Consider the following 20,703-nt stretch of genomic DNA (forward strand, 5'->3'; position numbering starts at 1 on the left):
GGAACCCGAGCCTGCGGTGGAACCCGAGCCTGTGGCCGAGCCGGAGCCTGCGACAGAGACGGTGTCCGGCCTCATGGCCCTTGCACGCAGCGTCCAGCGTGATCGTGGACCCCGGGCCGCGGCCGACGTCCTGGCCGACGGCCTGCGGGCACTGCCGGATGACGCGCCCGGGCGCGCGGACCTCTACGGCGAACTGGGCAATCTCCACTTCCTGTCCGGCGATTTTGCCGCGGCGCTCCTGGCCTACGATTCCGCGGTGGAGGCCCTCCCCGAGGCGGAACGGCCACCGATGCTGCGGCGCCTCGCCCCGTTGTACGACCGCTTCCATCCGGCCGGACGCTCGCATCTCGAGCGATTCAGGTAGAATGCGACGCTGTCGTCAGTCTGATGCGAGATGCCGTGCCTGCCCATTACAGAGGGGATGATCGCCTGCCGTGGGGACACGCTGATGCGTATCGCCGGAGCCGCGCATGAGGCTCGTCCGCAACCTGCTCGCCCTTGTCGGGCTCCTCGCGCTTGTCGCGCTGGCCGCGGCGATCCTTGCGTTCGAGCCCTATGTCAACAAGGCGCGGGGGCTCGACGGGTCCGCGCTGGGCGTCTATACCGAGGTCGCGAAGACCGTTCTGCGCACGGGTGATGCGATGGAGGCGCTGGTCTACCGGCGCCAGGTCGTGCCGGGCCGTGACGCGAGCGACGTGGAGCGAAGCCTGGAACAGGCGGCGGCCGACCTCGGGCTGGAATCCCTCGGCATGCTCCCGGTACAGCAGGAGATCCGGTCCCGCTTGCGGGACGACTTCCCGCTGCTGCAGGTCTATCTCTTCTGCGACCCGCATCTCGCGGTTGACCTGATGCGTCACAATCCGGCCACCGCCGCCTACCTTCCGTGCCGGGTGACACTGTACGAGGAGTCGGCGGGCGATCTCTGGGTGATGGTGCCGAATCTCGACCTGGTCCTGCACGGGAGCCGCCCGCTGCCTCTTGCACTGCAGGAACGGGCGGCGGGACTGCAGGCGCAGCTGCGGGAAATGGTCGACCGTGCGGCAGGCACGCAGGGCGCCGATGCCCGTAACGAACCGATGCTGGGTGGATTCACCTCATGAGCAGTTTCAATGACCGCAATGATGCGCGCCTCGAGGACCCCGACGAGTACGATGTCCGGTCCCGCCGTCTGCAGCTGATCGTCTATTCCTCGCTGGTGGCCTTCGTGGTGCTTGCCGTCTACGGATTCTGGCTGATCACGAGCCTGACCCGGGACGTGAACCGCCTGGTGATCGAGATGTCCGCAATGACCCGTACGATCGACCGCGAGATGGTGGTGATGGCCACGAAGATGGGCGACATCGACGAACGCATGCTGACGATCAGCGACAACATGGTGATGATGAATCGCAACATCGGTTCAATGACCCGGGACCTTACCAGCATGAACACGAATATCCGCAGCATGGCCAACGACACCACCACGATGGCGGGGTCGACGCTGAATATGCAGCGTGATATGTGGAGTCTGAACCGCAACGTGTCCGGGCCGCTGGGTATGATGAACATGTTCAATCCGCTCGGCGGCAATCAGGGACCATTCCCGGGATCGCCCGGCCCCTATTTCCCGGCACACTCGAACAGCCGCTGACACGGCACTGATTCACCACGGCCTCAGGGTGGTCCTGATGTTCAATCGTCCCGGCAATCGCGTAAACCAGCAGCTGGCGCTCCTCAGCGATCGGCTTTCCGAGGAGAACCCGGCACTCGAGGGGATCGTGGATCCGTTCCGGATGCTGGACCGGATTGGCTATGGCGCCGGTCTCCTCGACCCCGAAGAGGATTCCTACGCCTTCACCATTTCCTGGTGGCCGATGATCGCCGTGCTGGGCACGTTTTCAGCCGGAAAGTCCACCTTCATCAACGATTACATCGGCAAGGAAGTGCAACGCAGCGGGAGCCAGGCCGTGGATGACCGGTTCACGGTCATCAGCTACGGTTCCAGCGAAAAGGTGAAGGAACTGCCGGGGCTGGCGCTCGACGGTGATCCGCGCTTCCCCTTCTACCGGGTCAGTCACGAGATCGAGCGTCTCAGCGACGGCGGCGGCCGCACGGTGGATCACTTCCTCGCGATGAAGACCGTGAGGGCGGACCGGCTGCGGGGACGCATCCTGATCGATTCCCCCGGATTCGACGCCGACGAGCAGCGCGCGACCATCCTGCAGCTGACCGACCACATCATCGATCTGTCGGATCTGGTGCTGGTGTTCTTCGATGCCCGGCACCCGGAGCCGGGCGCAATGCGCGATACCCTCGAACACCTGGTCAATCGGGTCGCGGCGCGCAACGACTTCACCAAGCTGGTCTTCGTGCTGAACATGATCGACACCACCTGGCGTGAGGACAACCTCGAGGAGGTGGTCTCGGCCTGGCAGCGTGCGGTGGTGCGGCAGGGCAATGCCACCGGCCGGTTCTACTGCCTGTACAACAAGGGTGCGGCGGTGGAGATCGGCGACGACAAGGTGCGCACCCGGTACGAGCACAAGGCATCGCGCGATCGCGAGGAGATTCACGCCAAGATCGCGGAGATCAGTTCCTCCCGTTCCTATCGCATCGTGGGTGCGATGCAGGCGATCGCGGAGTCCATCGAGATGGATGTCCGACCGGCGCTGCAGAGCGCCATGGCGCGCTGGCGCCGCAATGTCGTGCGCGCCGACGTGGTGTTGATGGCCATCGTGCTCGCGCTGGTGGTGTGGGGGGCTCAGGCGCTGACCGGAGGCTTCGCGCCGTGGTTCGACGGCACCATGCTGGAGACGGTGGGGGACCGTCCGGTCATCTCGGTGCTGGCGGTGGTGCTGCTGCTGGTCGTGCTGGCGGGAATTCACTTCATCAACCGCGGTTGGGTTGCACGGCGGGTGGCCCGTTCCCTGCCGGAAGAGTCCTCGTCCGGAAACTGGCGAGCGGCCTTCCGCAAGAATACCGTGTTCTGGCGTTCGATCTTCCGCAGGTCGCCCGTGGGGCTTGGCCGCCGCTCGTTGCGTCAGCTGCACGACCTGCGCGATCAGGTGGAGGGCTTCGTGCAGCGTCTGAACAATCAGTTCATGGACGAGGAGGCGCCCGTCGCCGGCATGACCGCGAGCGGGGCCAGGGGCAGCGTGGGCGAGGCAGAACAACCGGCGCGAGAAGAGGCCGGGGACGCGGTCGGCCCGGAGGAACAACGGAGCCAGGGATGACATGCCACCGGCGCCAGGTTGACTGTCGCCTGCGGTTCCGGGTGAAATTCAAGACTTGAAGAAACCCATGCGAGCGCATGGGAGAGAGGTGGAATGACAATTCTGGCATGGATCATGTTTATTCTGGCGATGGTACTGGTGCCCATTTCAGTATGGGCAAGCCTGGCTGCGCTGGGTGTCTGTGCGGGCTGTGCCCTGGTACGGGACTGGCAGCGGGATCGGCAGCTCGATTCGCCGTCCAAAAGGAATGTCTAGGGTATTTCACGGATTGCCGGAATCCAGCCGGCTGTGTACAAGTTCTTCATGGATCGCCCGCGAGAGCGCGCTCCATGCCATCAATCGACCGAGTTGGGGATAGTAACTATGAGTGACACCAAGAAACTGGCAATCATTGCGACCAAGGGCAGTCTCGACTGGGGCTATCCTCCGTTCATTCTGGCCTCTACGGCGGCGGCGCTTGGCTACGACGTGGAGGTCTTCTTCACGTTCTACGGCCTGCAGTTGCTGAAGAAGAACATGGACCTCCAGGTCAGTTCCCTCGGCAACCCGGGCATGCCGATGCCGATGCCGGTGCCCGTGCTGCTGCAGACGCTGCCGGGCATGCAGAAGATGATGACGGTAATGATGAAGCAGAAGATGAAGGCGAAGGGCGTTGCCAGCCTGGAAGACCTGCGCGATCTCTGCCTGGAGGCGGACGTGCGCATGATCGCCTGCCAGATGACCGTCGATCTCTTCGAGATGGATACCAGCGATTTCATCGACGGCGTGGAGTATGCAGGTGCCGCGGCCTTCTTCGAGTTCGCCGGCGAGTCGGACATCTGCCTGTTCATGTAAACGGCCGAGTCTCGGTGATGCCCCGCCCGGCCAGCGCCGCGCGGGGCGTTTTTGCGGGGTGTTTCTGTAGGAGCGGCTTCCAGCCGCGATCCTCGTCCAAACCATCGCGGCCGGAGGCCGCTCCCACAGGGGGTTATCCGAAGTCCCTGGAGCGCACGGCCAGCTCGCCCAGCCAGGCGCTGCGGTCCTGCAGCCGCTGCGCGATCAGGTGGGTCACTCCCTCCTCCTGCTGCAGTTCCCCGGTCACCTCCAGCAGGCTTGCGTGGATCACTGCCGGCCGGGCCTTCGCCACCAGCGCCGGCCAGACGATCACGTTCAGCGTGCCCGATTCGTCCTCCAGGGTCAGGAACACGGTGCCGCTGGCCGAGCCCGGCCGCTGCCGGGTGATCACCAGCCCGGTATAGCGGACGCGCCGGCGCGCACCGCCCGCGATCAGGGTCTCGGCGGTGGGGAGGGCGGCGAGGCCCGGGTGGCTGCGCAGCAGGGCCAGCGGGTGCGGCCCCAGCGTGAGCCCCGTTGCCGCGTAGTCCTGTATCAGGTCGGCCGCGGTGGTCGGGGTGGGCAGCAGCGGCAGCGCCGTCTCCCCGCGTTCCCCGGGCAGGGGAAACAGTGGCAGTGACGGCTCCACCGCCTGCGTGGCCCAGCGGGCCCGGTGGCGGTGCCCGGCGAGCCGCGCCAGCGCCCCGGCGCGCGCCAGTCGCTCGGCCTGGCCGCGGTCCAGGCCTGCACGCGCCACGAGATCGGCGACGTCGTGGAACGCCGCCTCGGCCCGTGCCGCGACAATCCGGTCGGCACTGCCCGCGTGCAGACCCTGCACCATGGACAGGCCCAGCCGCAGCGCCAGGGCTTCCGGACCCGCGTGCGCTGCGGCCCCCGGGGCCGGCGCGGGCGTGATGCGGGCGCCCGGGCCGTTGCTGCGTCCCCCTCGAGGCCCCGCGGCGCCAGCCGGTTCGAGCGTGCAGTCCGCCGCGCTCGTGGTCACGTCCACCGGCCGCACCTCGACCCCGTGGCGGCGCGCGTCGGCGACGATCTGCGCCGGTGCGTAGAATCCCATCGGCTGGCTGTTCAGGAGCGCACAGGCAAAGATCGCCGGTTCCCGGCACTTGAACCACGCCGACACGTAGCTGATCAGCGCGAAGCTCGCGGAGTGCGACTCGGGGAAACCGTACTCCCCGAAGCCCAGGATCTGCTGGTAGACCTGTTCTGCGAAGGCCTCTGGGTAACCGCGGCTGCGCATGCCGTGCAGCAGCCGTTCGCGGTATTGCGCGAGATTGCCGGTGCGGCGCCAGGCGCCGATTGCGCGGCGCAGGCCGTCCGCCTCGCCGGCGCTGAATCCGGCGGCAACCATGGCCAGTTCGATCACCTGCTCCTGGAAGATGGGTACCCCCAGTGTGCGCTCCAGCACCTGCCGCACCTCCGGGCCCGGGTAGGTCACCGGCTCGTGTCCCTGCCGTCGGCGCAGGTAGGGGTGCACCATCTGGCCCTGAATCGGTCCGGGCCGGACGATGGCGATCTCGATCACCAGGTCGTAGAAGGTTGCGGGCTTCAGGCGCGGCAGCATGCTCATCTGCGCGCGGGATTCGATCTGGAACACGCCGACCGTATCCCCTCGCTGCAGCATCGCATAGACCGCCGGGTCCTCGGCCGGCACGTCGGCCAGGCCCCAGTTCCGCCCGCGCTGCCGGCCCAGCAGTTCCAGGCAGCGGCGCAGGCAGGAGAGCATTCCCAGCGCGAGGATGTCGATCTTCAGCAGGCCCAGCGCGTCGAGGTCGTCCTTGTCCCACTGGATCACGGTGCGCTCCGCCATGGCCGCGTTCTCGATCGGCACGAGTTCGTCCAGCCGCCCGGCGGCGATCACGAAGCCACCGGTATGCTGCGACAGGTGCCGGGGAAAGCCGCGCAGCATCTGCGCCAGCACCTGCCACTGCCGGGCCAGTGGCCCGTCCGGGTCCAGCCCCACCTCCTGCAGGCGCTCGCGCGGGATGCCCTCGTCCCACCAGGCCATGTTCGCGGTCAGGGCGTCGATGCGGGCGCGGCTCACGCCCAGTGCCCGGCCCACGTCGCGCAGTGCGCTGCGGCGCCGGTAGCGGATCACGGTGGCGGTCAGCGCGGTGCGTTCGCGCCCGTAGCGCCGGTAGATGTACTGGATCACCTCCTCGCGCCGCTCGTGTTCGAAGTCGACGTCGATGTCCGGCGGCTCGTTGCGCTCGCGCGAGATGAAGCGCTCGAACAGCATGCTGGAGCGCGCCGGGTCCACCGCGGTGATGCCGAGTGCGTAGCAGACCGCCGAGTTCGCGGCCGAGCCCCGGCCCTGGCACAGGATGCCCCGTCCGCGGGCGAAGCGGACGATGTCGTGGACGGTCAGGAAGTAGGGCTCGTAGTTGAGGTCGGCGATGATCGCGAGTTCGTGTTCGATCTGCGCGCGGACCTTTTCCGGCGTCCCTTCCGGCCAGCGGGCGCGACAGCCCTGTTCGACCAGCCGGCGCAGCCAGGGCCCCGGCCGCTCGCCGGCCGGGATCGCATCGACGGGGTATTCGTAGCGGACCTCGTCCATCCGGAAGCGGCAGTGTCCGGCCACCTGCAGGGTCTCGGCCAGCCAGGCGGCAGGGTACAGCCGGGCGAGTTCCCCGCGGGGGCGCAGGCAGTGCTCCCCGTTCGGGAACAGCGCCGGTGCGGCCTCCGCCACCGGCCGTTTCAGCCGCAGCGCGGTCAGTACGTCCTGCAACGCGCGCCGGCCACGTACGTGCATCAGTACGTCCCCGCAGGCGACGACCGGGATTCCGGTGGCCATACTCAGTGCCGCAGCCCGCTCCCGCAGCGCCGTGTCGTCGGGGCTGCGCTCGAGCGTAACCGCAAGGTGCAGGCGCTCCACCGGGGCCACCCTTTGCAGCCATTGCGCCCAATCCCCAACCCCCAACGCATGAAGCGGCTCCGCCACCCCCGATGCCTGCGTCCCGGTTTCGGCCTCGATGTGCCACAGCACCTCGCAGTCGGGCAGGCCGGCCCACTCCGGGCGCAGCAGGTCGTCCCGTCCGAGGCGGTACTGCCCCTTGCGTTCGGCACGGCGGGCCCGGGTGATCAGCCGACACAGGGTGCGATAGCCCTTCAGGGAACGTGCCAGCAGGGTCAGGCGCGGTCCGTCATGCAGGCGCAGGACCGTGCCGACGATCAGGTGCAGACCGGTGGCTTCGGCTGCCTCGTGCGCACGGACGATGCCCGCGAGCGAACACTCGTCGGTGAGTGCGAGCGCGTGGTAGCCCAGTGCCGCCGCCTGCTGCACCAGTTCCTCCGGGTGCGAGGCGCCGCGCAGGAAGCTGAAGTTGCTGCAGCAGGCCAGTTCGGCATAGCCGGGAGGGGTGTCGTCCGTTGGCTGCATATACTGTTCATGTAAACAGTATATGGCCGTTACCGCAACCTCACCGGCAGCCGGGCGTGCCTGGCCAGCGGCAGGCGGTTCCCGATGGCCGGCATGTCAGCCGTCGCCCCGGCGCCAGTCCGCGTCGAGCGGATGGATGCCGGGGTCGAACTGCCACGCATCCGCGCCGGGTGCGCGGCTGGTCAGGTCACGCAGCCGTTCCAGGAAGCGCTCCCTCGGAATCTCGCGGGCCCCCATCGCCAGCATGTGCGGCGTCGGAGTCTGGCTGTCGATCAGCGGCCACTCCCAGGCCACGAGATGGCGGCACAGCCAGGCGAGGCCCACCTTCGAGGCGTCCCTGACCCGGGAGAACATGGACTCGCCGCAGAACAGCCGTCCCACCGCCACGCCATACAGGCCACCGACCAGCTCACCGTGCTGCCAGACCTCCAGGGAGTGGGCGTGTCCGGCCTGGTGCAGTCTCAGGTACGCGTGGCGCATCTCCACCGTGATCCAGGTCCCCGAAGCCCCTGGCCGCGGTGCCGCACAGGCCCTCACCACCGCCTCGAAATCCCGGTCGAAGCTGACCTCGAATCCGCCGTTGCGGATGGATTTTCTGAGACTGCGCGAGATGCGCAGCGCCGCCGGGTCCAGTACGGTGCGCGGGTCGGGGCTCCACCAGAGGATGGGCTGTCCCGGTTCGTACCAGGGGAAGATGCCCTGCCGGTAGGCGCGCAGCAGGCGCGCGAGCGACAGGTCGCCGCCCGCGGCAAGGAGGCCATTGGGTTCCAGCCACGCCTGCGAGGGTGACGGGAAGGGCTCTCCCACCAGCCCGGCGTGCAGCCAGGTGATCATTGGGCGCGTGGGGCCGCTCATTGCCGGTCGGGCGGTACGGGAACGGGTTCGCGCGGGCGGGACGTGGGGATCATCGCCGCTTCCCTCAGCCTTCCTGACGGTAGGGCGAGTGCTGCATCAGCTGCTGACACTGGGCCTGCATCATCTGGCTCTCGCGCAGGCAGAAGTCCTTTACCGATGCCCCGAAGCCCGGGGTCAGCACGGCGTGGGCCGAGGCGGTGGGCACGGGCAGGAATCCGCGCGGGATCTTGTGCTCACCCTGGGCGCCTGGCTCGAAGCGCGCCAGCCGCTCGTCGATGCAGTACTCGATGCCCTGATAGTAGCAGGTCTCGAAATGCAGGTCGGGCAACTCCAGGCTGGAGCCCCAGAAGCGCCCATAGAGGGTGTCATGGCTCCGGTAGCACAGGGCCGCGGCGATGGTCGCCGATTCCCGGCATGCCTCGAACAGCACCACCTGGGGTCCCAGCGCGGCGGCGGTTCCGGCAAAGAAGCCCTCGGAGAGCGTCGGTATCCCCATGTGCCGCTCGAAGGTGTCCTGGTAGAAGCGGTGAAACCGGGCCCAGTCCTCCGCGCTGGCGGTGGCACCGGTCAGGACGCGGAACTCGATGCCCTGTTCCCGGACCCGGCGCCGCTCCCGCTTCACGTTCTTGCGTTTCTTGGAGCTCAGGGCCGCGAGGAAGGCGTCGAAGTCCGTGTAGCCGCGGTTGTGCCAGTGGTACTGGCAGCCCATCCGCCGCACCAGACCCGATTCGGCGGCCAGCGCCGCTTCCGGTTCCGGGGGGAACAGCACGTGCACCCCGGAAGCGCCGAGCTCCTGTCCCCGGGCGACCGCCGCGTCGAGCAGCCGGCGCTGCAGCGCCGCCGGGTCGTCGGCGTCGGGATGGATCAGCAGGCGCGGACCGGTGGCCGGGGTATACGGCACGCTGATCACCAGCTTGGGATAGTAGGGCTGGCCCTGACGCTCCCAGGCCGCCTGCCAGGCCCAGTCGAAGACGAATTCGCCGTAGTTGTTCGTCTTCGCGTAGCAGGGCGCCGCCGCAACCAGCCGGTCGTCGCGGAACAGCAGCACGTGCTGCGGGAACCAGCCGTAGCGCCTGCCCAGACAGCCGTAGCGCTCCAGCCCCTCCAGGAAGGCGTGCCGGAGGAAGGGCTCGCGCCCGGCCGTCAGCGCATCCCAGGATCCGGGCTCGACCGCGTCGAGACCATCGCGGATCTCGACCCGAAGGCTCGGTTGTTCCGGCGTGCCGATCACGTGGTGGTCCGGGCTTCCGGCGCCGCGGCCGGCCGGAAGGCGCGTCTCCGCCCCTTCAGGGATGCTCCTCCAGGAACCGCTCCGCGTCCAGTGCGGCCATGCAGCCGGTTCCGGCCGAGGTCACGGCCTGGCGGTAGATCTGGTCCATCACGTCGCCACAGGCGAAGACGCCGGGCAGACTGGTCGCCGTCGCATTGCCCTGGAGCCCGCTCTGGACCCGGATGTAGCCGCCCTCCATGTCCAGCTGGCCCTCGAAGATGCCGGTGTTGGGTTTGTGGCCGATCGCAATGAAGACCCCGGTGAGCGCCAGGTCCTTCGTGTCGCCGGTCTCCACGTGCCGCAGCCGGACACCGGTGACGCCGGTCTGGTCGCCGAGCACCTCGTCGAGCACGTGCTTCCACTCGATGCGGATCTTTCCGGCCTCCTCCTTCTCGAACAGGTGGCTCTGCAGGATCTTCTCCGCGCGCAGGGCGTCGCGCCGGTGGACCAGGGTCACGCGCTCGGCGATGTTGGACAGGTACAGTGCCTCCTCGACCGCGGTGTTGCCGCCGCCGATCACCGCGACCTCCTGACCACGGTAGAAGAAGCCGTCACAGGTCGCGCAGGCGGAGACACCCTTGCCCTTGAAGGCCTCCTCGGACTCCAGCCCGAGGTACATCGCGGTCGCCCCCGTCGCGATGATCAGCGCATCGGCGGTGTAGGAACCGCTGTCCCCGATCAGCCGGAACGGCCGCGAGCCGAGTTCCGCGGTGTGGACATGATCGAAGATCACCTCCGTGGCAAAGCGCTCCGCGTGCTTCTGCATGCGCTGCATCAGGTCCGGTCCCTGCAGACCCTCGATGTCTCCCGGCCAGTTGTCGACGTCGGTGGTCGTCATCAGCTGTCCGCCCTGCTCCAGACCCGTGATCACCACCGGGTTCAGGTTGGCCCGGGCGGCATAGATCGCCGCCGTCCAGCCGGCTGGACCCGAGCCCAGGATCAGCAGACGGCAGTGCTTGGTGTCGGTCATCAACAGTTCTCCGTGCAGGTTTCGTAAGGTCGGGGGAAACGGGGAAGCGCTCGAGGAACGGGACGCTCGTTAGGGCCCGACACCGCGTGCGGCGGCCATGGGCGTGATTATTCGCATTGGCCGCCACAGTGTCCAACGGCCACAGGCCGCCGATGGCCACTGCCCGCTTTGCGGCGCCATTTTAACAACGTAGAATCGGGACTTCGAATGCTCCCTGAGCCCACCACCCGGCACCCGATCCCGTGCGGGGCATGGCGGCGCCCGGGCGCCCGGCACGCCGGTCGGATGCGCAGGGCAACCCGCGCAAGCCGGCAGCACCCGTCCCATGCGACGCAGCTCCCCACCCACTTCCGACGGATGTCCAGATGGCGCAAACCAAGGTACAGCCCCGGGCTGATGCAAGCCTGAGCCTGCAGTTGCTGCGCGGCCTGCGCGAGGGCGCGCTGCTGGTGTTCGGCATGCTGGCGCTGTACCTGCTGGTCGCACTGTTCACCTACCACCCCGGGGATCCGGGCTGGTCCTACACCGGGGACGGCGCCGGGGTGCGCAATCTCGGTGGCGCGGCCGGGGCCTGGTTCGCGGATGTCGCCTTCCATCTGCTGGGCTATCTCGCCTACCTGATTCCGCTGGTGTTCATCGGCGTGGGCTGGTGGCTGTTCCGTCATCGCCGGGAGGCGCGCATCGCGGGTTCGCTGGAACTGGGCCTTCGCGGACTGGCGCTGCTGGTGGCGCTGCTCTCCGGCTCCGCACTTGCGGCGCTGCACTGGTTGCCCGGCAATCTTCCGGTGAACGCGGGCGGGATACTGGGCGAGCTCGTGGCCAGGGTCACCACGTCCGGGCTCGGCCTGGTCGGCGCGACGCTGCTGCTGCTGGCCCTGTTCCTGACGGGTTTCACGGTATTCACCGGGCTGTCCTGGTTTTCCCTGATGGATCGTCTTGGCAAGGGGGTGCTCGACGGGATCGAATACCTCCGCACGCGCATCGATACCCTGCGCGATCAGCGTATCGGGGCGGCCGAGAAGGCGCAGCGGGAGGTGCGCGTGGAGCGCGAGCGGGCGCGGGTCGCGCATCGGCCCCCGTCGCGCGTGGAGCCGCGCGTCGATCCGCCACCCCCCAGCCCCCGGGTGATGAAGGAGAAGCAGGTGCCCCTGTTTGCGGGCGACACCAGCGACCCCCATCCGCCGCTGGGCCTGCTCGACGAACCGCCCGCGGCGGTCAGCGGCTACTCGGAGGAGTCGCTGCAGGCGATGTCCCGGCTGGTGGAGCTGAAGCTGCGCGACTTCGGGGTCGACGTGGAGGTGGTCGCGGTGCAGCCGGGCCCTGTGATCACGCGCTTCGAGCTGCACCCCGCGCCGGGCGTGAAGGTGGCCCGGATCTCCGCGCTGGCGAAGGATCTCGCGCGTTCCCTGTCGGTGATCGCGGTCCGGATCGTGGAGGTGATCCCGGGCCGATCCACCGTGGGGCTGGAGATCCCGAACGAGGAGCGCGAACTCGTCTCGCTGTCGGAGATCCTGCGTTCGAACCTGTTCGAGAACGCCAGATCGCCGCTGACCCTCGCGCTCGGCAAGGACATCGGCGGTGCGCCGGTGATCGCGGACCTCGGACGCATGCCGCACCTGCTGGTCGCGGGCACTACGGGTTCCGGGAAGTCGGTGGGCGTGAACGCCATGCTGCTGTCGATGCTGTACAAGTCGACCGCCGAGGAAATCCGGCTGATCCTGATCGACCCGAAGATGCTGGAGCTGTCGGTCTACGAGGGCATTCCGCATCTACTGGCTCCGGTGGTCACCGACATGAAGGACGCGGCGAACGCGCTGCGCTGGGCGGTCGCCGAGATGGAGCGCCGGTACAAGCTGATGTCGCTGCTCGGCGTGCGCAACATCGCCGGCTACAACAAGAAGGTCCGCGAGGCCGAGGCCGCGGGGGTGCCGCTGCAGGACCCGACCTTCAATCCGGACGAGCAGGTGGCCGAGGTGGAGCCGCCGGTGCTGGAGCGGATGCCGTTCATCGTGATCGTGGTCGACGAGTTCGCGGACATGATCATGGTGGTCGGCAAGAAGGTGGAGGAGCTGATCGCGCGGCTCGCGCAGAAGGCGCGGGCGGCCGGCATTCACCTGATCCTGGCGACCCAGCGGCCGTCGGTGGACGTGATCACCGGCCTGATCAAGGCCAATATTCCGACCCGCATCGCCTTTCAGGTCTCCTCGCGCGTGGATTCGCGCACCATCCTCGACCAGATGGGGGCCGAGCACCTGCTCGGACACGGAGACATGCTGTACCTGGCACCGGGCAAGGCGTTGCCGGAGCGGGTCCATGGCGCCTTCGTCGCGGATCACGAGGTGCACCAGGTGGTCGAGTACCTGAAGGCCACCGGTGAACCCGACTACGACCCCGGCATTCTGGACGAACCCGAGGCCGGTGCAGCGGCGATCCCCGGGCTGGAAGCGTCCGCGCCAGAGGCGGAGAGTGACCCGCTGTACGACCAGGCGGTGCAGATCGTGATCGAGTCGCGAAAGGCGTCGATCTCCTACGTGCAGCGGCGCCTGAAGATCGGGTACAACCGCGCGGCCCGGATGGTGGAGGACATGGAGGCGGCGGGGGTGGTCAGCCCGGTGCAGTCCAACGGCAACCGGGAGGTCCTGGCGCCCGGGGGCAAGGAGTGAGGTGGTGCGCGACGATTCAGCCGCCGTTTACGGTCGTGGTGCCAGCATGGGCCGGCAATCCTTTTCCCCGACGGTGATGCCGATGACACGCAAACCCTTCCCGTTCATCGCCTACGCGGTGCTGCTCGCGGCACTCGCGTTCGTCCCGACGTCGGTCGCTGCCGACGCGCGCGCGGCGCTGGACCGCTTCCTGCAGGGGCTCGAGACCTATTCCGCGGAATTCACGCAGACCCTGACCGACGAGACCGGCTTCCTGCTGCAGGAGGCCGGGGGACGCTTCTCGATCGGGCTCCCCGACCAACTGCGATGGGAACTCGACGCCCCCTTCGAGCAGCAGATCGTCGCGGACGGGGAATACCTGTGGATCCACGACCCGGAACTCCGCCAGGCCACGGTGCGCCCGATCGATACGGCTCTCGAGGCGACGCCTCTTGCGCTGCTGACCCAGCCCCACCGTCTCGATGAGCACTTCGCGGTCGACGAAGAGGAGGTCGCGGAGGGCTGGCGGCTGGTGCTGCTGCCGCGTGCCACTGATGCCGACTTCACGCGTCTGGAAGTGGACCTCGGTCCGGATGATGATCTGCTCGGCCTCGCCTTCATGGATGTCTTTGGCCAGCGCACCGAGATCCGCCTGCAGGACACGCAGCGCAATCCCGTGCTGGCGTCGGGCGAGTTTCAGTTCACGCCACCGCCAGGCACCGACGTCTACCGGCCGTGACCCGGGATCCCGGCAGCCGTGATCTGTTCGGTGACGCGCCCGTTCCCGGGCCACCGCGGGTAGCGGAGCCGGAGAATTCCGCGCACGGGTCCCGCGCCTCCGTGCCGCTGGCGGAGCGCATGCGACCGCGCCGGCTCGACGACGTGCTGGGTCAGGCGCACCTGCTGGGGCCGGAGGCGGCCCTGCGCCGGGCCATCGAGGCGGGCAAGATCCCGTCGATGATCCTCTGGGGGCCGCCGGGCTCCGGCAAGACCACCATCGCACGCGTGGTCGCGGACAGCGGCGCGCTGGCCTTTGCAACCCTCTCGGCGGTGCTGGCCGGGGTGAAGGAGGTGCGCGCCGTGGTCGAGCAGGCGCGGGCGCGGCGGGCGGCGAACGCGCAGGGAACCCTGTTGTTCATCGACGAGATCCACCGCTTCAACAAGGCCCAGCAGGATGCCCTGCTGCCGCACATCGAGGACGGCACCCTCCGGTTCATCGGGGCGACCACCGAAAACCCGTCCTTCGCGCTGAACAACGCGCTGCTGTCCCGGCTTCGGGTCTATCGTCTGCAGCCGGTCCCGGTCGACGCGATCGCCCGACTCCTCCGCCAGGCCCTCTCCGATTCCGAGCACGGCCTCGGAGAGATCGCGCTGCGCCTCGAGGACGAGTGGATCGAGCGCCTCGCGAACGCGGCCGACGGCGATGCGCGCCGGGCCCTGAACTGGCTGGAGACGGCGGCGGACCTCGCCGTGAGCGGAGAGATCACCCCGGATGCGCTGCGCGCCGTGATGGGATCGCAGTCCCTGCAGTTCGATCGCCAGGGCGATGCCTTTTACGACCAGATCTCGGCACTGCACAAGTCGGTGCGCGGGTCGGATCCGGACGCCGCGGCCTACTGGCTGGTGCGCATGCTCGATGCCGGGTGTGACCCCGGCTACCTCGGGCGGCGGTTGCTGCGCATGGCATACGAGGACATCGGGCTGGCCGACACGGGTCTGGCGGGCAGGGTGCTCGCGGCCTGGGAAACGGTCGAGCGGCTGGGACGTCCGGAGGGCGATCTGGCACTGGTGCAGGTGGCGATCGAACTGGCGAGTGCGCCCAAGAGCAATTCCGCATATGTCGCTCTCGGGGCGGTACGCGCCGCGATCGCTGACAGCGGCAGCCTTCCGGTTCCCTTGCATCTGCGCAATGCACCGACCGATCTGATGCGCACGGAGGGGTTCGGCGCCGGCTACCGCTACGACCACGACGAGCCGGACGGCTTCGCGCGCGGGCAGACCTACCTTCCCGAGCGGCTGCTCGGCCGCCATTTTTATCAACCCCGGGGTGATGGCACGGAGCAGGCGCTGGCGGAACGTCTCGCGAGGCTGGGGCGGCCCCCGAAGGGCAGGACAGGGGGGCGGGGAGGGGGGTCGTGAAGCCGTGGGTCTGGGTGGCGGTGCTGCTGCCCGTGGCCGTGGCGGTGATCCATCTGATCGCGGAGATTCCGCTCGAGGAGATCGACTTCGTCGCGCTGGAGACGCGGTTCCAGAGCTTCGGTGCCTGGGGCTACCTGCTGTTCGCGGGGGCCTTCGTGATGCTGGCCCTGTTGCCGGTTCCCACGACGTTCTGGGTCCTGCTCGGGGGCAGCCTGTTCGGCCCCTGGGGAGGCACGGTCCTGAGTCTGGCCAGTGCCACCCTTTCGGCGGTGCTGGCCTTTCTGATCGGGCGCCATCTCGCCCGCGACTACGTGTGCAGTCACGCTGGACCCAAGGTGCGCCGGGTGATGCGGGGCGTGGAGGCCGAGGGCTGGCGGTTCGTCGCGATGACGCGCCTGATTCCGGTGTTCCCCTTCGCCCCCACCAACTTCGCGCTCGGCCTTACCGGGATTCGCGTGAGCACCTACGCCTGGACCACCGGGATCGCGCTGATACCGAATCTCGCGGCCTACACCTGGCTCGGTCATGCGACCCGTCAGTCGCTCGCAGGGGCGGAGAACCTGATCGAGCTCCTGCTCGTCGCGCTCGCGCTGATCGCCCTGCTGCTGTTTCTGCCAGGGTTCATCCAGCGCCTGCGCAAACATGAGCGCGCGGAGTAGGTTCTCCCCGCGCCAGACCGAAGCGGCGGTCGATCACTGGCCGCCAACGGTACCCGCGCCTGCCACGGCCGCGGCCCTTCTGCGCTCGTAGTCGAGCGCGGCGCCGGCGACCGTACCGCCAGACCCGGTCTCCAGCCACCGGCGGATCCGCCCGGCGTCGCCCAGTGGCGTCCGGGTGCCGAAGGAATCCAGCAACACCATCGCCATCGGTTCGCCGCCGACGTCTGCCACCATCACCAGGCAACGTCCGGCCTCGTTGATATACCCGGTCTTGCTCAGTCCCACGTCCCAGCGCGAGGAGTGTATCAGCGGGTTGGTATTGCCGAAGTCCAGACTGTAGCGCGGGCTGCGGAAGTGCACGCGTCGGCTGGAATCCGTGGACATCTCCCGGATCTCCGGGTAGGCGTGTGCGGCGCGGACCATCTTCAGGAGGTCCTTCGCAGTGGCCCGATTTTCCGGCCACAGGCCGGAGGGATCCACGAAACGGCTCTGGTGCATGCCCAGTTCCCGCGCCTTGCGGTTCATCGCCTCGATGAAGGCCTCCCGGCCGCCAGGGTGATGGCGCGCGAGCACGTAGGCCGCGAGGTTCTCGGAGGACATCAGCGTGATCCCGAGCAGGTCGCCGCGCTGTGCCTCCGAGCCTGGCCGGAGCCGGGAGAAGCTGTTCTTCGGCGGATCGTCCTGCCGTTCCAGGATCGGAAGCCACTCGTCCAGCGGCTGGCCCGAGTCCAGCACCACCATCGCGGTCATCAGCTTGGTGATCGAGGCGATGGATACCGGCCGGTCGGCGAACTTGCCGTACAACGTGCCGCCACTGTCGAGCGGTGCCACCGCTGCGTGCACCGACGCCAGCTGGAGTTGCGCCGGATCCGGGAGCGGCGGGGAACCGCTGCCGGTCGCATGGCCGGCTGACAGGCCAAACGGGAGCGAGAGCGCGAGCAGGAGGTTCCGGAATGTCTTCTTCATCTTGGGAGGTCTGTGTCGGGATCGGTGCTGCGGAAGGGTCTCTCCGGGCGCTGCAAGGATAACCAAACAGACGTCCCGGGGACATTCCATGCCGGGAGTCGTCAAGCGCCGGCAGGGTGCGTCCGGGATCGAATCGTGAGACATTGCGCGGATCGAAAGGGAATGCGCCCGTTCATGAACGATACCCCGAAGAAGCCGGGACGACTCCTGGTCCCGCGGGCCCCGGCCACCGCGATGTTCGTCTGGGGCCTGGTGGCGCTCATTGGCCTGCTGGCCCTGATCATCGCCTGGCAGTTCGTGGAGCCCGCGCCGCCGAAACAGGTGCGCCTGGCGACCGGGAGTCCGGGCGGGGCCTACGAACTGACCGGGGACCTCTACGCGCGCTGGTTCGCCCAGAAGGACGTCCGCCTCGAGACCGTTGCCACGGCCGGTTCCGTCGAGAACTGGAACCTGCTCCTTTCCGGCGCGGTGGATGCGGCGCTTGTGCAGGGCGGCACCGCGCCGGCTGGCGCGGCGAATGAACTGGAGGCAGTCGTCAGCATCGCCTTCGAGCCGCTGTTCCTCTTCCATCGCCAGTCGCCGGCTCAGCGCGAGGAACGGGCCTCGACCCTCTCGGGCCGCCTCGAACGGCTGGCCGAAGGCCGGATCGCGATCGGCGCCGAGCGCAGCGGGACGCAGCACCTGATGCGGGCACTGCTGTCGGAGATGGGATTCGATGACATCCTCGAAGAGATCGGGACGGATCTCGTCAGGATCGGGGGCAGAGAGGCCGCCGATGCACTGGAGACCGGCGCCGTCGACGCCGCCGCCTTCGTGATGGCGCCGCAGGCCCCGCTGGTGCAACGGCTGCTGGGCGCAGACGCGGTGGGCGTGGTGGACCTGACACAGGCCGCCGGTCTGGCGCAGCGCCTGCCCTACCTGTCCGCGGTCACCCTGTTCCAGGGTGTGGTGGATCCGCGTCGCAATCTGCCGCCCCGGGACGTGCGCATGGTCGCGGCAGCGACATACCTCGTGGTGCGCAAGGACACGCATCGCAGCGTCCTTCAGCTCCTGATCGAGGCGGCGCAGCGCAGCCCGACCCCCCACCTGGTGGGATCGGCCAGCGAGTTTCCGTCCCTCGAATACACGGACATCCCCCTGGCGGAGGACGCGCGCTACTTCTTCGAGCGTGGCCCGAACCTCCTGCATCGCCACCTGCCGTTCTGGGCAGCCTCGTTGATCGACCGCACGGCGATCCTGATCATCCCGCTGCTGACCGTGATCATTCCGCTGTTCCGCATTGCGCCGGCGGCGTTGCAGTGGAGCATGCGCCGGCGCATCTTCCGCTGGTATCGCCAGGTGCGGCTGATCGATGAGGAGCTGTCGCGCGGTGGCTTGCCGCGCTCCCGGCTGGAGAGCGACCTGGCCCTGCTGCAACGTCTCGACCGGGACGTGTCGGCCACCGAGGTGCCGCTGTCCTATATGGAGGAGTTCTACAACCTGCGGCTGCACATCGCCTACATGCGCCAGCGCGTGCGCGATCTGCTGGCGGAGGACCGACGCGACACCGAGACCACTGCCTAGTCGGCCATGGCGACCGGGGAAGATGGGGGAGAATGGCATGAACCGAAGTGATGCGATTTCCTGGCGCGATCTGCGCGGCCTGGTGCTCTGGCTTGCCCTGGTGCTCGTGGTGGCCATCATCGGCGGCCTGGTCACGCGGAGCTCGGTGACCGACTGGTATCCGCAGTTGGTGCAACCGGATTTCGCGCCGCCGAACGCCGTCTTCGGCCCGGTCTGGACGCTGCTCTACGTGTTGATGGCCTACGCCGCCTGGCGTATCTGGCGCGTGCACGGATTCCGGGGCGCACCCTGGGCGCTCGGCCTGTTCCTGGTACAGCTCGGCCTCAATCTGCTGTGGTCCATCCTGTTCTTCGGCCTCCAGCAGATCGGTCTCGCGCTGTTCGAGATCGTGGTGCTCTGGTTTGCGATCCTCGCAACGCTGGTGCTGTTCTGGCGCCTCGACCGGATCGCAGGCGCGCTGCTGTTGCCCTACCTGGCCTGGGTCGGCTTCGCCGCGTTTCTGAACCACGCATTCTGGGTATTGAACTGACGTGTGCTTCAGCGCTGTGGTTGGGCCCCGGAACGGAGGGGCGGAGTCCGGGCACGCTCAAGCCATCCATGGGCGCTCGACGGCGGCCATCCATGACCGCCGACGGCCCGGCCTCCGCCCCTCCGCTCCGGGGCCGGCACAGCGCCCCGGAGCCGCCGACGGCCGGATTCTGCCCGCGCGGTCCGGCGCGCCCCCAGCGCTGGAGCGCAGAAGTTGAACGCCTCGCCGCTCGGGCTCGCCGCGTATGCGCGGATCACCGCGAACTACTGGGCGTTCACGATTACCGACGGTGCGATCCGGATGCTGGTGGTGCTGTACTTCCACCAGCTGGGTTACAGCGCGCTGGAGATCGCGCTGCTGTTCCTGTTCTACGAGTTCTTCGGGATCGTCACCAACCTCACCGGCGGGTGGGTCGCCGCGCGGCTGGGGCTGAATACCACGCTGGTGTCGGGGACCCTGCTGCAGATCGCGGCGCTGCTGCTGCTGACCGTCCCCGATGCCTGGCTGTCGGTGGCCTACGTGATGTTCGCCCAGGCGCTCTCGGGTATCGCGAAGGACCTGAACAAGATGAGCGCGAAGTCGGGCGTGAAGCTCGTGGCCGGCGACGTGGAGGGCCGGCTGTTCCGCTGGGTGGCCTGGCTGACCGGATCCAAGAACGCGTTGAAGGGACTCGGCTTCTTCGTCGGCGCGGCCCTGCTGTACACGGTCGGGTTCCGCGGCGCGCTGGTCGCGCTGGCCGCGTTGCTGGTGCTGAGCCTGAGCCTGGCCGCGCTCGGGCTGCCGCGCGGCCTCGGACGTGTCGCGGGCAAGCCGAAGTTCACCCAGATGTTCGCCAACAGCCCGGCGATCAATGTGCTCTCGGCCGCGCGATTCTTCCTGTTCGGGGCACGCGACGTCTGGTTCGTGGTCGCGCTGCCGGTGTTCCTGACCGCGACCCTGGACTGGAACCACCTGCAGGTGGGCGGCTTCCTGGCCTTGTGGATCATCGGCTACGGGATCGTGCAGGCCGCCGTCCCGACGCTGATCGCTCGCCGTGGCCTGGATCCGACGGGTCTGACCGCGCGGGTCTGGGCGCTGGTGCTGATGCTGATACCTGTGGGGATCGTCATTGGCCTGGAGACCGGGCTCGATCCCGGTCTGGTGCTGATCTTCGGACTCGGACTCTTCGGCGTGGTCTTCGCGGTGAATTCCGCGGTTCATTCCTTCCTGATCCTGGACTATGCCGATTCGGACCGGGTCGCGATGAAGGTCGGGTTCTACTACATGGCCAATGCGGGCGGACGGCTGATCGGCACGGTGCTGTCCGGCTGGATCTTCATGACGCATGGCATCACCGGCTGCCTGCTGGCCTCCACCGCCTTCGTGTTCGCCGCGTGGATGCTGTCCTCCCTGCTGCCGCGCGGGACCGTGCGCCCGTTGGGGCCCGAGGGTACGAGCGACCACTCCCGACGATGAAGATCTTCCTCCCCCGCTGGCGGGGGAGGGTTGGGGGTGGGGGCCGTTACTCCGGGCATCCTGCCCGCCGTCCTTCGGGCCCGCCTGCGGCGGTTCGATATCCGCTCCCCGGCCCTTGATGGGACGACGCATCGCGGCTGGAAGCCGCTCCTGCGACAAGGGGGGCTCGGGGTGGTGGGAGCGGCCTCTGGCCGCGATGGTGTCGAGGCAGGGTGGGAACCGCGGCTGGAAGC

The 20,703-nt window shown here is 68.3% G+C and carries 15 protein-coding genes and 2 pseudogenes; 12 read left to right on the top strand and 5 right to left on the bottom strand.

The window, feature by feature from the left end:
* From ACESMN_RS00275 to dsrE2, 5 genes and pseudogenes are all read left to right on the top strand, one after another.
* A pseudogene (locus tag ACESMN_RS00275) lies at positions 1-364 on the top strand (hypothetical protein); the annotation flags it as partial.
* A 106-nt stretch (positions 365-470) separates the two neighbouring features.
* Positions 471-1,100: a DUF302 domain-containing protein gene (locus ACESMN_RS00280; protein ID WP_373051577.1), complete on the top strand. Its 630-nt coding sequence runs from the start codon at positions 471-473 to the stop codon at positions 1,098-1,100.
* Complete coding sequence (locus ACESMN_RS00285) at positions 1,097-1,630, top strand: hypothetical protein (protein WP_373051578.1); 534 nt, start codon at positions 1,097-1,099, stop codon at positions 1,628-1,630. Before ACESMN_RS00280 ends, ACESMN_RS00285 begins: the two co-directional genes overlap by 4 nt.
* A gap of 37 nt (positions 1,631-1,667) precedes the next feature.
* A complete protein-coding gene (locus tag ACESMN_RS00290; RefSeq protein WP_373051579.1) occupies positions 1,668-3,212 on the top strand; it encodes a dynamin family protein in 1,545 nt (514 codons plus the stop codon).
* 363 nt (positions 3,213-3,575) lie between these two features.
* Positions 3,576-4,046, top strand: a complete 471-nt coding sequence (gene dsrE2, locus ACESMN_RS00295; RefSeq protein WP_373051580.1) for a sulfur carrier protein DsrE2 — start codon at positions 3,576-3,578, stop codon at positions 4,044-4,046.
* Between the two features lie 133 nt (positions 4,047-4,179).
* Here the strand turns inward: dsrE2 and ACESMN_RS00300 are convergent, their stop codons facing one another.
* The 4 genes and pseudogenes from ACESMN_RS00300 to trxB form a co-directional block, all read right to left on the bottom strand.
* Positions 4,180-7,422 (bottom strand): error-prone DNA polymerase, encoded by a 3,243-nt coding sequence (locus tag ACESMN_RS00300; RefSeq protein WP_373051581.1) that lies wholly within the window; start codon positions 7,420-7,422, stop codon positions 4,180-4,182.
* A 96-nt stretch (positions 7,423-7,518) separates the two neighbouring features.
* Positions 7,519-8,277 (bottom strand): leucyl/phenylalanyl-tRNA--protein transferase, encoded by a 759-nt coding sequence (gene aat / locus ACESMN_RS00305; protein WP_373051582.1) that lies wholly within the window; start codon positions 8,275-8,277, stop codon positions 7,519-7,521.
* Between the two features lie 64 nt (positions 8,278-8,341).
* Positions 8,342-9,508: a GNAT family N-acetyltransferase gene (locus ACESMN_RS00310; RefSeq protein ID WP_373051583.1), complete on the bottom strand. Its 1,167-nt coding sequence runs from the start codon at positions 9,506-9,508 to the stop codon at positions 8,342-8,344.
* 55 nt (positions 9,509-9,563) lie between these two features.
* Positions 9,564-10,508, bottom strand: a pseudogene (gene trxB / locus ACESMN_RS00315) (thioredoxin-disulfide reductase); the annotation flags it as partial.
* A 374-nt stretch (positions 10,509-10,882) separates the two neighbouring features.
* On the opposite strand from trxB, the gene ACESMN_RS00320 reads away from it, so the two are divergent.
* The 4 genes from ACESMN_RS00320 (at position 10,883) to ACESMN_RS00335 (ending at position 15,957) form a co-directional block, all read left to right on the top strand.
* On the top strand, positions 10,883-13,180 hold the full coding sequence (locus tag ACESMN_RS00320; protein ID WP_373051584.1) for a DNA translocase FtsK: 2,298 nt from the start codon (positions 10,883-10,885) through the stop codon (positions 13,178-13,180).
* A gap of 82 nt (positions 13,181-13,262) precedes the next feature.
* On the top strand, positions 13,263-13,898 hold the full coding sequence (gene lolA, locus ACESMN_RS00325; RefSeq protein ID WP_373051595.1) for an outer membrane lipoprotein chaperone LolA: 636 nt from the start codon (positions 13,263-13,265) through the stop codon (positions 13,896-13,898).
* A complete protein-coding gene (locus tag ACESMN_RS00330) occupies positions 13,895-15,298 on the top strand; it encodes a replication-associated recombination protein A (RefSeq protein WP_373051585.1) in 1,404 nt (467 codons plus the stop codon). The genes lolA and ACESMN_RS00330 overlap by 4 nt, the downstream gene beginning before the upstream one ends.
* The gene (locus ACESMN_RS00335) at positions 15,295-15,957 is read left to right on the top strand and encodes a TVP38/TMEM64 family protein (RefSeq protein WP_373051586.1); all 663 of its coding nucleotides are present in this window, start codon (positions 15,295-15,297) and stop codon (positions 15,955-15,957) included. Before ACESMN_RS00330 ends, ACESMN_RS00335 begins: the two co-directional genes overlap by 4 nt.
* A 33-nt stretch (positions 15,958-15,990) precedes the next feature.
* Here ACESMN_RS00335 and pbpG read toward each other — a convergent pair whose 3' ends face one another.
* The gene (gene pbpG, locus ACESMN_RS00340; RefSeq protein ID WP_373051587.1) at positions 15,991-16,923 is read right to left on the bottom strand and encodes a D-alanyl-D-alanine endopeptidase; all 933 of its coding nucleotides are present in this window, start codon (positions 16,921-16,923) and stop codon (positions 15,991-15,993) included.
* Positions 16,924-17,097: 174 nt separating this feature from the next.
* Here pbpG and ACESMN_RS00345 point away from each other — a divergent pair, with 174 nt between their 5' ends.
* The 3 genes from ACESMN_RS00345 to arsJ all read left to right on the top strand — a co-directional run bounded on the left by ACESMN_RS00345 (position 17,098) and on the right by arsJ (position 20,470).
* Positions 17,098-18,486 carry a TAXI family TRAP transporter solute-binding subunit gene (locus tag ACESMN_RS00345; protein WP_373051588.1) on the top strand — a complete coding sequence of 463 codons (1,389 nt, stop codon included), beginning with the start codon at positions 17,098-17,100 and terminating at the stop codon, positions 18,484-18,486.
* Between the two features lie 37 nt (positions 18,487-18,523).
* Positions 18,524-19,015 (top strand): TspO/MBR family protein, encoded by a 492-nt coding sequence (locus ACESMN_RS00350; RefSeq protein ID WP_373051589.1) that lies wholly within the window; start codon positions 18,524-18,526, stop codon positions 19,013-19,015.
* Positions 19,016-19,228: 213 nt separating this feature from the next.
* On the top strand, positions 19,229-20,470 hold the full coding sequence (arsJ, locus tag ACESMN_RS00355) for an organoarsenical effux MFS transporter ArsJ (RefSeq protein ID WP_373051590.1): 1,242 nt from the start codon (positions 19,229-19,231) through the stop codon (positions 20,468-20,470).
* Positions 20,471-20,703 lie beyond the last annotated feature (233 nt).

It is taken from the genome of Thioalkalivibrio sp. (assembly GCF_041690275.1).
GTDB lineage: Bacteria > Pseudomonadota > Gammaproteobacteria > Ectothiorhodospirales > Ectothiorhodospiraceae > Thioalkalivibrio.

Excerpts from the sequence above, each read along its gene's own strand:
- ACESMN_RS00345 (WP_373051588.1), top strand. The coding sequence starts at position 17,098 with ATGAACGATACCCCGAAGAAGCCGGGACGACTCCTGGTCCCGCGGGCC.
- ACESMN_RS00350 (WP_373051589.1), top strand. The coding sequence starts at position 18,524 with ATGAACCGAAGTGATGCGATTTCCTGGCGCGATCTGCGCGGCCTGGTG.
- ACESMN_RS00290 (WP_373051579.1), top strand. The coding sequence starts at position 1,668 with ATGTTCAATCGTCCCGGCAATCGCGTAAACCAGCAGCTGGCGCTCCTC.
- ACESMN_RS00300 (WP_373051581.1), bottom strand. The coding sequence starts at position 7,422 with ATGCAGCCAACGGACGACACCCCTCCCGGCTATGCCGAACTGGCCTGC.
- ACESMN_RS00320 (WP_373051584.1), top strand. The coding sequence starts at position 10,883 with ATGGCGCAAACCAAGGTACAGCCCCGGGCTGATGCAAGCCTGAGCCTG.
- ACESMN_RS00285 (WP_373051578.1), top strand. The coding sequence starts at position 1,097 with ATGAGCAGTTTCAATGACCGCAATGATGCGCGCCTCGAGGACCCCGAC.
- lolA (WP_373051595.1), top strand. The coding sequence starts at position 13,263 with ATGACACGCAAACCCTTCCCGTTCATCGCCTACGCGGTGCTGCTCGCG.
- aat (WP_373051582.1), bottom strand. The coding sequence starts at position 8,277 with ATGAGCGGCCCCACGCGCCCAATGATCACCTGGCTGCACGCCGGGCTG.
- ACESMN_RS00280 (WP_373051577.1), top strand. The coding sequence starts at position 471 with ATGAGGCTCGTCCGCAACCTGCTCGCCCTTGTCGGGCTCCTCGCGCTT.
- pbpG (WP_373051587.1), bottom strand. The coding sequence starts at position 16,923 with ATGAAGAAGACATTCCGGAACCTCCTGCTCGCGCTCTCGCTCCCGTTT.
- dsrE2 (WP_373051580.1), top strand. The coding sequence starts at position 3,576 with ATGAGTGACACCAAGAAACTGGCAATCATTGCGACCAAGGGCAGTCTC.